This is a genomic window from Alteromonas sp. 38 (genome assembly GCF_902506055.1).
GTDB classification, from domain to species: Bacteria; Pseudomonadota; Gammaproteobacteria; order Enterobacterales; family Alteromonadaceae; genus Alteromonas; species Alteromonas lipotrueae.
In genome coordinates, this window is sequence record NZ_LR733300.1 from 526,843 (window position 1) to 541,218 (window position 14,376).

The following is a 14,376-nucleotide window of genomic DNA, read 5'->3' on the forward strand; positions in this document are numbered from 1 at the left end:
TATGCCTTGGTTTGACGCTGGCGTTAATCTATTAGATCGCAGATTTAATCCTCAAGAGATTATTTCAAATGCCGTGGACGCCGGTGTTTCCAGGCTGTGTATTATTACCACTCATCCCAACGAGTGGGATGCAGCAGCTGCACTTCATCACCAGTTTCCGCAGATTTGTAGTTATACCTTAGGCATACACCCCCATAATGCTAAAGATGTCGTTGATAGTGATTACGAGCGATTAAGAAGCATGGCAAAAGAGCCTGGCGTAGTGGCGGTGGGCGAGTGTGGCTTAGATTTTAATCGCAACTTTTCTCCCCAAGATGTTCAAATAAGTGTGTTTGAAGCCCAATTATCGTTGGCGGTAGAATTGAACTTGCCTGTGTTTCTTCACGAACGAGATGCGTTTGAACAACAAGTGTCCTGCCTTCAAAAAGTGCTGCCGTCTCTTAGCGGTGGTATCGCACACTGTTTTACAGGCGATACCACCCAGTTAAGTGCCTATTTAGATATGGGGTTGTACATCGGTATTACTGGTTGGGCATGTGATGAAAAGCGCGGAGAGGTTCTTCGTAACGCAATTCCAACCATTCCCTTAAACCGTATCGTTGTAGAAACTGATGCCCCTTACTTATTCCCGAAAACTCTTCGGCCTAGAAAGCGCAACAATGAGCCTGCGCTATTGCCTCATATTGGTGAACAAATTAGCGAACTAATACAGGTTGCCCCTGATAAATTACGAGATTGCAGTTATGCTAATACTTGTCGTTTATTTTGTATCAGTGATTAATGGTAATGCACATATATCGTCAAAAAGTTCGCAATTACGATCTTTACCTCTTCGTTATTACCGTTGTTGCGGTGTCAATTTTTGCGTTCATTGCACTAAGTGTAGTACCAGAGCGAACCACAAATAGCCGAGTTTCTCAGTTAGCCTTTGTTAGCGATCCCGAGAACCAGTTAACCTTTGAAACAGTGCTCGATAAACCCCGAGAACTGTGGACGCCAGCGGTGTCGCCAATAAATTTAGGAATGAGCAGTGATGTACATTGGTTCTCCTTTGTTGTCACTCCCAACGAATCTCAAGCGCTACGTTACCTTTTCGAGATTGACTACGCCTTGCTAGATAGTGTTGACGTTGCGGTTTATCCGCCGTTAGCAAGTTCGCCTGTTGTACGTTACCAGGCCGGAGACAACCTAGCATTTAATGTACGCCCCATCGCGAATAACACGCCACTTTTTTCCTTACCTTTAAGTGCTAAACCGCAAACCGTAGTAGTTCGCGTCAAATCTAGCGGCACTATTCGCATGCCTATTGTGGTGTGGGAAGAAAAAGAATTTATAGAATACGCAGCAAGCCAAAATATAGCACTGGGGCTGTTTTTTGGTTTTTTATGTGCCATGGCCATCAGTAATATCTTTTTATTTTTTACTACCAAAAATCGCTCGTTTTTATTCTATACCGGCTATGCACTGAGCTTAGGCTTAACCTTGGCTTCATTGCAGGGGTTGGGCTATGCCTATTTATGGCCTGAGCAGGCGTGGTTGCAGGGCAAGGCGGTACTCATTTTTGGTAATGCGACGATTTTATTTGCCGTACTGTTCTCCCGGCATTTACTGCCTATTGCCGAATTTAGCGCAGTAGTAGATAAAATATCTAAGGTAGCGGCGTGGGCATTTGCAGGCTGTATTTTCACGAGTGCGATACTGCCTTACCCCTTTGCCATAAAACTTTATTTAGTCATGTTGTCGATAATCGTGTTTGTGGCAATGTTCACAGGTGGCTGGTTATCATTTAAAGGCGTGCCTATTGCCCGATACTTCTCTGTGGCGTGGCTATTTTTATTGTTTAGCGGCTTTGTCGTTAGCCTAGATAGCGTGAATATAATAAATTTAGGCATTTCTACGAGTTATTTACTCATAATTGCAGGTACCGTTGAAACGGTGATTTTAGCCCTTATCTTGGCAATTAATTATAGTCACAGGTACGACGAACTTATTACCACGCAACAATTTGCCCTTGAACAAGAGCAGCAGGCGAGTAAGGCAAAAGAAGACCTGCTAGAAGTGCAGAAACGTTATCAAGATGACTTGGAATACAAAGTAGAAGAGCGAACGTTAGAACTTGAGATTACCTTACGTGAGCTGTCTGAAGTAAACCAAGAGCTAGAGCGGCTAACGGCAATCGACCCACTTACCGGAATTAATAATCGTCGTCACTTTGATAAAAAGTTAAAATCAGAAGGCAGACGAAGTCGCCGAGAGCAAACTCCTTTGTCTATTGCAGTCATCGATATTGACCACTTTAAACGTATTAATGATAAATACGGACATGCTGGTGGAGATGCCTGTCTTATTCATATAACGGGCATTATTCAAAGTATGTTGCTTCGTTTATCCGATGATTTATGTCGAATAGGCGGGGAGGAATTTGCACTTATTCTTCCGAATACCGACAGCCAAGGTGCCTACCATGTGGTAGAGGCCATTCGCGAGCGCATCGAAAAATCTCCTATCATGTTTGATGGAGAAGCAATACAACTAACCATAAGTGCAGGGCTGGCTACCAGTGTTATCACGGATGAAGATCATGCTGCAGCGTTGCTTCGGTTGGCCGATGAGCAGCTTTATGCTGCGAAAGAATCAGGACGAAACAAAGTACTCTTTAAACCGATTTCAGGATAATTTATGAATGCTTCATTCCCCGCTCGTCGCATGCGACGCCTTCGTGCAAAAGATGCACTGCGAGATCTAGTTGCCGAGCAACGTCTTACTACTAACGACCTTATTTACCCTGTATTCGTTCTTCCTGGCACAGGTCAGCGTGAAGAAGTGCCTTCAATGCCTGGGGTAGAGCGTCTGTCTATCGATCTGTTATTAGAGGAAACGGCAAAATGGGTAGCCCTTGGTATACGTACACTAGCCCTGTTTCCTGTTACCCCCATGTCACTTAAAACCGAGTGCGCCAAAGAAGCGTTCAATCCAGATGGCCTTGCACAAACGGCTATGCGTGCAATAAAAGCAGAGTTTCCAGATGTGATGTTAATGTCTGACATCGCGTTAGATCCCTTTACGTCTCACGGGCAAGATGGCTTGGTGGATGAGGCCGGTTACGTGATGAATGATGTCACCATTGACGTGTTGGTAAAACAAGCGCTCTCACATGCAGAAGCAGGCGCAGACATTGTGGCACCTTCTGACATGATGGATGGCCGTATTGGGGTTATTCGTGATGCACTTGAGCGCGAGGGGTTTATTAACACCTGCATTATGGCGTATTCAGCAAAATACGCATCTGCTTATTATGGACCATTTCGCGACGCTGTCGGCTCTTCAGCGAACATAAAAGGCGGTAATAAGAAGACCTATCAGATGGACCCTGCAAACAGCGATGAAGCCATACACGAAATTGCGTTAGACGTACAAGAAGGTGCTGATATGGTAATGGTTAAGCCTGGTATGCCTTATTTAGACATTGTGCGCCGTTGCAAAGACGAGCTAAAGGTGCCTACCTTTGCGTATCAAGTCAGTGGCGAATATGCCATGCATCAAGCGGCATTTGCGAATGGTTGGTTAAACGAAGAGGCAGTAATACTAGAGTCTTTACTGGCTTTCAAACGCGCTGGAGCAGACGGCATTCTTACTTACTTTGCTCCGAAAGCGGCTGCGCTTCTCGCTGGCGACTAGAGCCGTGAATAGAAAATCAAAGAAACAATAAATAGGCTAAAAACAAAAATGGGATGCAACCTTAGGTTACATCCCATTTTTTTGTTCTTTGCAATTTTCAGCACTGACTATTTACAGATAAGTTCCCAGCCTGCTTTGTGCTGTAACCAGCTTTCATTGGCTAGCTCAGCGTTAATCAGCGGGTGTGCTTTCAGCCAGCCCTCAGGGAAGGTCACTTCCCATTTATCACCGTCGCAGACTAAATCTACATGGGGAATATGCTTGTTTTGTCGTCGCAAACACAGCACCACAGAAATACGTAACAGCCTAAGTAAACCCAATAACATAGGTTGAGAGTCATCATGGTAATTACTAAAAGCATCAGCTGGAATAGTTAATCTATGATGGGCAACAAGGTCTCGAATAGCCGCCCGCTGCAGGCGTGTGAAGCCAGGCAAATCTATAAAAGACAGAATATAAGCGCCGTGCTCATGATGCTTTTTGTATTCTATATGCAAGCCCGTTTCATGGAGTAACGCAGCTGCACCTAAAATAGCTTCGGTATCAAGATGACAGATGTTTTGCTGTGCGCATAACTGTGTACATAGCTGTGTTGATACACTTTTTACTGAATTCGCTTGGGCTTTATCGATATGGTATCGAGCCATGGTCTGGTTAAGTGTTTGGTCGCGGCGGTCATTTTCCTGCATGTTATCTAACATGCCGTAAATAAGCCCTTCGCGCAGCGCACCACCAGAAATATTCATATTTTGAATGGCTAACGCTTCAAATAAGCTAATTAAAATGGCTAAGCCAGAAGGAAAAATGGCCTTGCGATTTTCTTCTAAACCTTCAATGTTAAGCTGGTTAATTTCACCACATTCAACACATTGTTTTTCTAGGTGATGAAGGTAATCAAGTCGTATTGAATCGCTAATGCCCTGCGCCACCAATATTTCAGTGATGGCCTGCGGTGTACCCGAGGCACCTAAGCAATTTTCCCAATCAAAACAAAGAAAAGCGTCCGCTACAGGGGAAAGTAATGCCTTCGCGGCTTTTTTAGCACTTTCGAAGTTTTCAGCGGTGATCTTACCGCCATCAAAATAGCGTTCCATAAAGGTCACACACCCCATATCCAAGCTCTTTAAGTGGATGGGTTGCATGTCGTTGCCAATAACAATTTCAGTACTGGCACCGCCTATATCTATCACTAAGCTATTACCTTGATTTGCCGAGGTATAGGCTACGCCAAGATAAATCTGGCGTGCTTCTTCCTCGCCGCTTATCACGTTGAGTTTATGCTTGAGAATTTGCTCGGCTTTCCCAATAAACACTTGGGCATTAGTCGCAAGACGTAAGGTAGCGGTAGCCACTACCTTAATATTTGAGGGGGGAATATCTTGTAACCGTTCGGAAAAGGTTTGCAGGCATTGCCAACCACGCTCCATGCTCATTTCATCTAGTGCAAAGTCGTCATTCAACCCTGCCGCTAAACGTACTTTCTGTTTCACCTTGCCAATGATCTGAACGCTACCATTAACGACATGAACAATGACCATGTGAAAGCTATTAGAGCCTAAGTCTACTGCGGCGTAATATTCGCCATAGCTTTCAGAGTCGTGCTGAAGTTCTGCCTGCATATTGTCTCGAATGTTAGTTACTGTTTCCGCGATTAGACGGTTTACCTCTATTTCCACCGCTGTTACCACGACCTTTACCATTGCCACGTCGAGACGAGTTTCTCGTGTTTGGTGTGCGTCTGCGTCTTGGTTTAGGCGCATTTACATCTTCAAGCAAGGCACTCGCATCGTAATCGGTAACAGGAATAGCATGCTGAATATATTTTTCAATATCTGGCAAGTTCAATGCGTATTTTTCACAGGCGAAACTGATGGCGATACCGCTTTGACCCGCACGACCGGTTCGGCCAATTCGGTGAACATAGTCTTCTGCATCGTCAGGTAAATCATAGTTAAACACATGAGTGACCGAATCAATATGTAAGCCACGTGCGGCAACATCCGTGGCCACTAAAATGTCTAGCTTACCTTTGGTAAAGTCTTCTAAAATACCCAAGCGCTTTTTCTGTGGTACGTCACCGCTCAACAAGCCAACACGATGACCGTCGGCAGTAAGCCAGTCGGTTACGCGCTCACAGCTGTATTTGGTGTTAGCAAACACAATGGCTTTATCTGGCCACTCTTCTTCAAATAGCGTAAGAAGCAGCAACATTTTATCATCATCAGAGGGGTAGAACAGCTCTTGCGATACCCGTGTTGCTGTCGTTTGCTCTGGTGCCACTTGAACGTGAGTTGGGTTGTTCATGTGCTCGTAAGCGAGTTCTTGAACGCGATAACTAAGTGTAGCTGAAAACAGCATACTTAGGCGTTCAGTTGCAGGCGGTAAGCGTCGGAACAAAAAGCGGATATCTTTAATAAAGCCTAAATCGAACATACGATCGGCCTCATCAAGTACGGCAACTTGAATGTTATTCAAGGTAAACACGTTCTGTTTGTAATAATCCAGAATGCGTCCTGTCGTACCAATAATGATATCTACCCCTTCTTCAAGGGTTTCACGTTGACTTTGGTAACCTTCGCCCCCATAAATCAATCCAAGCGACAAACCGGTATGCTCACTGAGCAATTTGGCATCGTTGAAAATCTGGACGGCTAACTCTCTGGTTGGCGCCATTATGATGGCTCTAGGGCCTTTTGATTTGCTGTTCTCGTCATTATCTGCTTTGCTTAGCAAATAATGAAAAGTAGCAACCAAGAAGGCAATAGTTTTACCTGTACCCGTTTGAGCTTGTCCGGCAATATCTAAGCCTTCCAGTAATGGAGGCAGAGATAACGCCTGTATTGGTGTACAATTATTGAAATTTGCCGCCGTTAAGGCGTCAACAACCTTGCTATTAATCGGCAGGTCGGAAAAATGAGTATCAGTTAAGTGAGTAGGCATAGCTTATAGCTTATCAGTGCTTGCATTAAAAACGGTTTCTATATAACACTTATGGTAGAGCTGAAACAAATCAGCGACCGACCAAAAATGGAGAAAAGAATGAGCGACAAAATTATCCAGTTATCTGACGATAAATTCGAAGCAGATGTTATCAATGCTGAAGGTCCTGTACTGGTTGACTTTTGGGCCGAATGGTGTGGCCCCTGTAAAATGATCGCGCCAATCTTAGAAGAAGTTGCGAACGAGTTTGAAGGCAAGTTAACAGTTGGCAAGTTGAATGTCGATGAAAATAACGAAACTCCACCTAAATATGGTATTCGTGGCATTCCTACATTACTACTTTTCAAAAACGGCAACGTAGCGGCAACCAAAGTAGGCGCGTTATCTAAAACGCAACTTGCTGAGTTCTTAAACGAAAACCTTTAGTAAAATAGTAATTCAGAAAAAACCGGTGGCTTAGCTGCCGGTTTTTTATTTACACATGAAAAATAAGCAGTTACAACGCCTGCAACAGTGTGAATACAAGTTATTTAACAATTGACGAGTAAAACGCTGGACGTTGATTAATTTTAGTGCTAACTTTTCCTTAGCGCTCACCCGAGCAGCATTCTGCTTAGCCTCTATTCAGGCATAATCAAATCAAAAATTAGAACAGAGTGACTACCAGTCCTGTAAGCAAACCCCAAGCACAAAGACCCACCAGTATGAATTTAACAGAATTAAAGAACAAACCGATTAGCGAATTAGTCGCCATGTCCGAAGAAATGGGCCTGGAAAACATGGCTCGCGCTAGAAAACAAGACATCATATTCTCGATACTGAAATCGCATGCGAAAGGCGGCGAAGATATTTTCGGTGACGGGGTTCTGGAAATTTTACAGGACGGTTTTGGTTTCTTGCGGTCAGCAGACTCTTCGTATTTAGCAGGGCCTGATGATATTTACGTATCACCAAGCCAAATTCGTCGATTTAACTTGCGAACGGGCGATACCATTTCTGGTAAAATACGCCCGCCTAAAGACAGTGAGCGATATTTTGCCCTGTTAAAAATTCGCGAAGTAAACTTCGACAAGCCTGAAAACTCCCGTAATAAAATCCTCTTCGAAAACCTTACTCCTCTACATGCTGCATCTCGCATGCGCATGGAACGTGGTAATGGTTCAACAGAAGATATTACGGCGCGTGTATTAGACCTAGCCTCACCAATTGGTAAAGGGCAACGTGGTCTTATCGTTGCACCACCTAAAGCCGGTAAAACCCTTTTACTTCAGAACATCGCGCAATCTATTGCAGCGAATCACCCTGAAGCTGAATTGATGGTATTGCTTATCGACGAACGTCCAGAAGAAGTAACAGAAATGCATCGCCTTGTACAAGGTGAAGTGGTTGCTTCAACGTTCGATGAACCTGCAAGCCGTCACGTTCAGGTAGCTGAAATGGTTATTGAAAAAGCGAAGCGCTTAGTTGAGCACAAGAAAGATGTCGTTATCTTACTTGATTCAATTACTCGTTTAGCACGTGCTTACAACACGGTAATCCCATCATCAGGTAAAGTACTTACCGGTGGTGTTGATGCCAATGCACTACATAAGCCTAAGCGCTTCTTTGGTGCTGCTCGAAACGTTGAAGAAGGCGGTAGTTTAACGATTATCGCTACAGCGCTTATCGATACTGGCTCTAAAATGGATGAAGTTATCTATGAAGAGTTTAAAGGTACCGGTAACATGGAATTACACTTAAATCGTAAGATTGCTGAAAAGCGTGTTTTCCCAGCTATTGACTTCAATCGTTCAGGTACTCGTCGCGAAGAGCTATTAACGTCGCAAGAAGAACTACAGAAAATGTGGATCTTACGTAAAATTGTGCACGAGATGTCAGAGATTGATGCCATAGAGTTCCTTATCAATAAGCTCGCTATGACTAAGACTAACGATGAGTTCTTCAACGCCATGAAGCGTCAAAAGAGCTAACCCGTTTTTATAGAAAAAGCGCCTAAGGGCGCTTTTTTTGTGCCCGAATCTTACTTCCCACTTAATAGAAACAATTCTTATTAGACTTCTGTCTAATGTTCACTGGCCATTGAATAGGTTACTTTCAGAAGTCACACCGCAATTGGTACTCGTATTTTTTAGCTACCAGATAGTTTATTCTGGCGTTTTACTCTACAACGGAATAGATGTTATGTATCGAAAGTTAATCTCTCTCGCTATGGCAAGCTGTGCCACTTTTGCCTTTGCACAAGTCAATGTTGATGCATTGGCCACGGAAGTAGAAGCAGACGTTATTGAATGGCGCCACCACTTTCACGAATTCCCAGAACTGTCTAATCGTGAATTTAACACCGCGAAATACGTAGCAAACTACCTTACATCGCTTGGCCTGGAAGTTGAAACCGGCGTAGCTAGCACAGGTGTAGTTGCGATACTCGATAGCGGCAAACCCGGCCCTGTTGTCGCGCTGCGAGCTGATATGGACGGTTTACCGGTTAAAGAGCAGGGTGATTTATCCTACCGCTCTACGCAAATGGGCGAATATAACGGCCAAGACGTGCCAGTTATGCATGCTTGTGGACACGATACTCACATGGCCATGCTAATGGGGGCGGCAAAAATACTGACTAATATTAAAGGTGAACTTAAAGGTAAAGTGAAGTTCATCTTTCAACCTGCTGAAGAAGGTGCACCTTCTGGTGAGACGGGTGGTGCTGAAGTCATGGTAAAAGAAGGGGTACTTAAAAACCCTGATGTCGATGTTATTTTCGGGTTACATATTAGTTCAAACACCGATGTAGGCACAGTGCGCTACAACTCTGGCGGCACCATGGCTGCGGTAGACCCGTTCAAAATTGTTATTCACGGTAAGCAAGCCCATGGCGCGTACCCGTGGAAAAGTGTCGACCCAGTGGTCACTGCGGCGCAAATGATCATGTCTATTCAAACCATTGTTAGTCGTGAACTTAAGCTCATTGATGATGCTGCAGTGGTTTCTATCGGTTCAATTCATGGCGGAAACCGTTCAAACATTATTCCCAACGAAGTCGAAATGGTAGGCACCATTCGCACGTTAAATAAAGCAGCACGTGAACATATTTACGAATCGCTTCCGCGTAAAGTGAACGCTATCGCTGAGAGTATGGGTGCTCAAGCAGAACTAACGCTTCCTTTAGATTACTACTATCCCATTACCTATAACGACCCCGAACTTACGCAAGCCATGGTGCCAACCATGCAACGTACTGCAGGGGCTGAAAATGCCATCGTGTCTAAACCTGTCACGGGAGCGGAAGATTTTTCTTTTTTCCAAGAGGAAGTGCCAGGCTTGTATGTTTGGGTTGGTGGGAAGCCGCTGGATGTTTCCGAGCAAGATAGCCCTGCTCACCATACCCCTGAGTTTTATGTAGACGATTCGGGTATGAAACTAGGTGTGAAATTACTGACTAACTTTACGTTAGATTACATGGCGCAACATTAATCATGGTGATGCCAGAGGGGGGCGTTGTTGTACGATAAACATCAGTGGTCGTTAACTCTGGTATTACACCTGTTACTTGTAGTGGTTGTGGGTATTGCTTTAAACGCAGTGCCTGCGCCATTTGATAGCAGCGGTATCGCTGTTTTCGGGGTTGGGGTTGGCGTATATGCCGCACTTCGGTTCCCTCCTGTAATCGCAATACCGATTGCGTTAGTTATCTGCGTTCCTTTATGGCTAACTCACGGCAGTATTGTGGGTAAAGAAAGCTTGTCTTTACTCCCAATCGTAGTAAGCTTATTCGGGTACAAAAAATCCCTGAGCCGAGTAATTAAAGTAGGCGCTGGCTTTTGGTCGCTTATTTTCCTACCCATATTATTGTTAGAACATGCGCTTTACGAAGCCGACCAGCCAACAATGATGTTTTCGGGTGTGCTTGTCACCTGGGTAAGCGGTGTGTTTGGGCTTATCTCTGGGCACTTTGTGTTTCTAGCGAATAAAGGGCTTAAACACACCAATACGGGGTCGCAAGAAAAAGTCTCACTGCATTTTCTGTTCAGTTATTTCTTTTCAGGTTGTTTTTTTGCAGCCTCCATGGCGGTGGTGTATTTATCTGTCGCGCTATATCAAGATGATCAAGAAGCACAAATCATTCGGTACATGCAACAACGTGTTGCGGTATTAGAGCAACAATTATCCGATTTTATAGGGCAACATCAAAAAGCGATCGCTGTTGCTTCGCAATCACTATCTACGCCCTATGCAATTGAAAAGTTAGAAGAGGCTAGCAGCAATCAGCTTTCAGTTTTAGCTGCGCATTACCCTGAATTCATCACTTTTTTAGTGGCCGATGAAAGTGGAAATATAACCCACTCCTACCCACCTGGACTATTGAACAAAGCACAGGCAGTCGGTGCTGGCAATGTGGCTTACCGACCTTATTTTTCTCAGGCAATGGAAACGGGCGGGCCGTATCTTTCTAATGTTTTCCAAGGGCAAGGGTTTGGAAACGATGCCATTGTTGCCATGTCCTCGCCTATTCTAAATGACAATGGCGCACCTATTGGTATTGTAGAAGGCTCATTATCCCTTCGAAGCTTCTCGACAGTAGATGCACTTAATCTTGATGGTTTTTCGCTTTTACTCGAAGATGCTAAAGGTGAGGTTATTTACGCGTCAGACGCGTTAGGCTTAAAGCCACTGAACAAGGCGCCTGCGTATTCATGCGATGGTGAGTGCGATATCAAAATTGAAGATGGGCCGCTTAACAAGCAATGGTTGAGGCTGGAAGGTCAGCTGCCTACCGCAGATTGGCAGGTTAGCTATTACTACGATTATCGACGTTTTTTGTCGGCAATGAGCGAGTATTTGTTGATTGACTTATTATTGCTCCTCGCCTTGTCAGTGTTTGGTACGTTCATGGGCTCTGTGGTGGCACGAATGATTGAGTCTCCCATTCGCAGGCTAATACGCTATATAGCCAATTTTACGCCTTCAGAAGTACGTAGAGAGGCAACGTTAGCGGGGAGTACGTTGCACATACAAGAACTTGCTTCTCTTAATGATGAGTTTAGTAGCTTAGAAGGGCGCTTATTTGATGCTTTTAAAGCCCTTGAATTCGCCCGCGCCAAAGAACAAGCGCTAAATGTTGAACTCGCTGAGTTTAACCATAGTTTAGAAAATAAGATTGAAGAGAAAACGCGACACTTGGCCACGGCGCTTGAAGAAGCAAAAGCGGCGAGCGTGGCTAAAACCCAATTTTTAGCCAATATGAGCCATGAAATTCGTACCCCAATGAATGGCATTATTGGATCGTGCGAATTAATGATGGAGTTACCCTTACCTGACGGGGCACGCCATAGAACGGAAACGATATCGACTTCTGCCAGCCACCTTTTAATGATCCTCGACAGCATCTTAGATTGGTCAAAAATTGAGTCAGGTAAAATGCTACTGGATAAGCGAAGTGTTTCCGTTGCACAAACCATCGATGCGTGCAGTGTGCTGTACGAGCGAAGTGCAAGCAAGAAAGGCATTTCGATTGACGTGAGTATTGATGAAAATGTTCCACAAGTGGTGATTACCGATGGAGGCAAGCTTAGCCAAATCATTAATAACTTGGTAAGCAATGCGATTAAGTTTACCCATCAAGGCACCATTTTGGTTGAAGCCAATTATAGCTACACCCAAGGCGAGCTCTATTGTTCGGTTACAGATTCAGGCATTGGCATACCACCAGAAAAGATTGATAGCATATTCGATCAGTTTGAACAGGCTGATGCCTCTATAACCCGTGATTATGGGGGGACTGGATTGGGGTTGGCCATTACGAAAGGGCTTGTAGAGCTCCTTGGTGGCAGTATTACAGTTGAAAGTACTGAAGGCACAGGAACCACTTTTTATTTTAGTTTTCCGTGTGAAAAAGGCGAAACGCAAGAAGCTACATCCAATGTAAAAGCGCATTCTTTACCAAGCACACTACGAGTATTACTTGCTGAAGATAACGATGTAAACGCTGATATTGTCATGGATATGCTTGGCTCTGTTGGCGTTAAACGCATCAGGGCTAAAAATGGTATTGAAGCGATAGAGGCTGCGAAACGTCATACGTTTGATGTTATTTTAATGGATTACCAAATGCCTGTAATGGACGGCCTTACTGCATCGAAACAGATTCGTCAGCATGCGCTGAACAAAGATAGCGTGATCATTATTGCATTAACGGCAAATGCTTATGCCGATGATAAGGCGGCGTGTATAGCCGCCGGTATGAATGCACATTTAAGCAAGCCGATTAGAAAACAGGTGTTAATCGACAGTATTGCCCGTGAACTTGCTCGCGTTTGACGCTACTTTTCCTCTATTGTTAACAGGTTTATTGCCTACCATATACAATACAATGTAGCCCAAGGTTGCCGATACAATTGAGCCGGCCAAAATACCCACTCGCTCGTCGAAAATCTGATTAATACCCGTTTCTTCAAAGGCTAAACCACCAATAAACAAGCTCATGGTAAAGCCCACGCCACACAGCAGGGCACAACCGTAAATATGTTTTAAGTTGAGGTCATCAGGCAAGGTTGCCAGCTTGAGCTTAATCATTAAATAGCAAAAGCCGAATACCCCAACTTGCTTGCCTATCACTAGGCCCAAAAATATGCCAAAAGTAACGGGGTGAAAAATGCCCTCTGGGCTTATATTACCGAAGCTTATCCCTGCATTAGCGAAAGCAAAGAGGGGTAAAATGGCAAAACTCACTGTGCTATTTAAGCTACGTTCTAAGCGGGTTACCGGCGAGTAGGTTTCATCCTTACTGTCACGCATGGGTATAAAGGCCGCCAAAATAACACCGGCTAGCGTGGCATGTACTCCAGATTTGAGCATCGCCACCCATAAGATAATGCCTACCATCATATAAGCAGGAATATCCACTACATTGCGTCTGTTCATGTGCCATAACAGCAGTAAGCAAGCCGCTGCCACCAACAGCGCACCCATAGTGATGTGGTTGGTATAGAAAAGCGCAATAATCACAATAGCGCCAATATCGTCAATAATGGCCAAGGTGACTAAAAAAATCTTAAGGCTAGTGGGCACACGGCTTCCTAATAACGCCAAAATACCCAATGCAAAGGCAATATCGGTTGCCGCTGGAATCGCCCACCCGGCAATTGCTACAGGGTTGTCCCAGTTAATTCCAACGTAAATTAAGGCCGGTAATAGCATGCCGCCTATGGCACCGGTGGCAGGTAAAACAATATCTTTGGGGTTTGATAGTTCACCTTCACATATTTCACGTTTGAGCTCCAACCCAACATGAAAGAAGAAAACGGCCATAAAGCCATCGTTAATCCATAAAAGTAAGGGCTTATCAATCGCCCACGTGCCTGCTGAAATTTGCACCGGTAGGCTAATTAATTGGTCGTATAGGTGATCAAGAGGAGAGTTAGCAATGATAAGCGCCAGAACAGTAGCAATCATCAGTAAAATGCCAGGCGCGGCTTCTCTATTAAGAAAATCTGATACTACGTCCTGCACTTCTTCAATAACTTCATCAATTACGCCTGTTTGATGCTCTTTCGACATTATTGATACCTCCGTTTACCTTAGCCAAATAAAGGCTTACAACCAGTCGAGAAAAAAGAGGTAGTCGTAAAGATTACCAAGTGGCACTGGAAGTATTAACCATTTGTAATTATATAAGTGTTTTACGAAAATGAGGGCTCGGCTAGATCACTTATGGCTAATATGTGGGATTTGTTGGCGATTTAGGCTACAATCGCGGGCTTT

The 14,376-nt window shown here is 44.3% G+C and carries 10 protein-coding genes; 7 read left to right on the forward strand and 3 right to left on the reverse strand.

What is annotated here, in order from left to right; genetic code table 11:
* Position 1 precedes the first annotated feature (1 nt).
* From FLAVO9R_RS02230 to hemB, 3 genes are read left to right on the forward strand one after another with little or no spacing between them, the layout of a single operon-like run.
* Positions 2–781, forward strand: coding sequence for a TatD family hydrolase (locus tag FLAVO9R_RS02230; RefSeq protein WP_159528399.1), 780 nt, complete (start codon positions 2–4; stop codon positions 779–781).
* A 5-nt stretch (positions 782–786) separates the two neighbouring features.
* The gene (locus FLAVO9R_RS02235) at positions 787–2,676 is read left to right on the forward strand and encodes a sensor domain-containing diguanylate cyclase (RefSeq protein ID WP_232370557.1); all 1,890 of its coding nucleotides are present in this window, start codon (positions 787–789) and stop codon (positions 2,674–2,676) included.
* A 3-nt stretch (positions 2,677–2,679) separates the two neighbouring features.
* Complete coding sequence (hemB, locus tag FLAVO9R_RS02240; RefSeq protein WP_159528403.1) at positions 2,680–3,678, forward strand: porphobilinogen synthase; 999 nt, start codon at positions 2,680–2,682, stop codon at positions 3,676–3,678.
* Between the two features lie 107 nt (positions 3,679–3,785).
* On the opposite strand, the gene FLAVO9R_RS02245 is transcribed toward hemB, so the two are convergent.
* Together FLAVO9R_RS02245 and rhlB are read right to left on the reverse strand one after the other, a co-directional pair.
* Complete coding sequence (locus FLAVO9R_RS02245) at positions 3,786–5,297, reverse strand: Ppx/GppA phosphatase family protein (protein ID WP_159534339.1); 1,512 nt, start codon at positions 5,295–5,297, stop codon at positions 3,786–3,788.
* 13 nt (positions 5,298–5,310) lie between these two features.
* Complete coding sequence (rhlB, locus tag FLAVO9R_RS02250; RefSeq protein ID WP_159528405.1) at positions 5,311–6,618, reverse strand: ATP-dependent RNA helicase RhlB; 1,308 nt, start codon at positions 6,616–6,618, stop codon at positions 5,311–5,313.
* 99 nt (positions 6,619–6,717) lie between these two features.
* Between rhlB and trxA the strand changes: the two genes are divergently transcribed.
* From trxA to FLAVO9R_RS02270, 4 genes are all read left to right on the forward strand, one after another.
* On the forward strand, positions 6,718–7,044 hold the full coding sequence (trxA, locus tag FLAVO9R_RS02255; RefSeq protein ID WP_013785606.1) for a thioredoxin TrxA: 327 nt from the start codon (positions 6,718–6,720) through the stop codon (positions 7,042–7,044).
* A 278-nt stretch (positions 7,045–7,322) separates the two neighbouring features.
* Positions 7,323–8,588: a transcription termination factor Rho gene (gene rho / locus FLAVO9R_RS02260; RefSeq protein WP_057794263.1), complete on the forward strand. Its 1,266-nt coding sequence runs from the start codon at positions 7,323–7,325 to the stop codon at positions 8,586–8,588.
* A gap of 211 nt (positions 8,589–8,799) precedes the next feature.
* A complete protein-coding gene (locus tag FLAVO9R_RS02265; RefSeq protein WP_159528407.1) occupies positions 8,800–10,089 on the forward strand; it encodes an amidohydrolase in 1,290 nt (429 codons plus the stop codon).
* Positions 10,090–10,116: 27 nt separating this feature from the next.
* Positions 10,117–12,933: an ATP-binding protein gene (locus FLAVO9R_RS02270; protein ID WP_159528409.1), complete on the forward strand. Its 2,817-nt coding sequence runs from the start codon at positions 10,117–10,119 to the stop codon at positions 12,931–12,933.
* Here FLAVO9R_RS02270 and nhaA read toward each other — a convergent pair.
* Complete coding sequence (gene nhaA, locus FLAVO9R_RS02275; protein WP_159528411.1) at positions 12,895–14,172, reverse strand: Na+/H+ antiporter NhaA; 1,278 nt, start codon at positions 14,170–14,172, stop codon at positions 12,895–12,897. The two genes, FLAVO9R_RS02270 and nhaA, sit on opposite strands and share 39 nt — an antisense overlap.
* Positions 14,173–14,376: the final 204 nt, after the last annotated feature.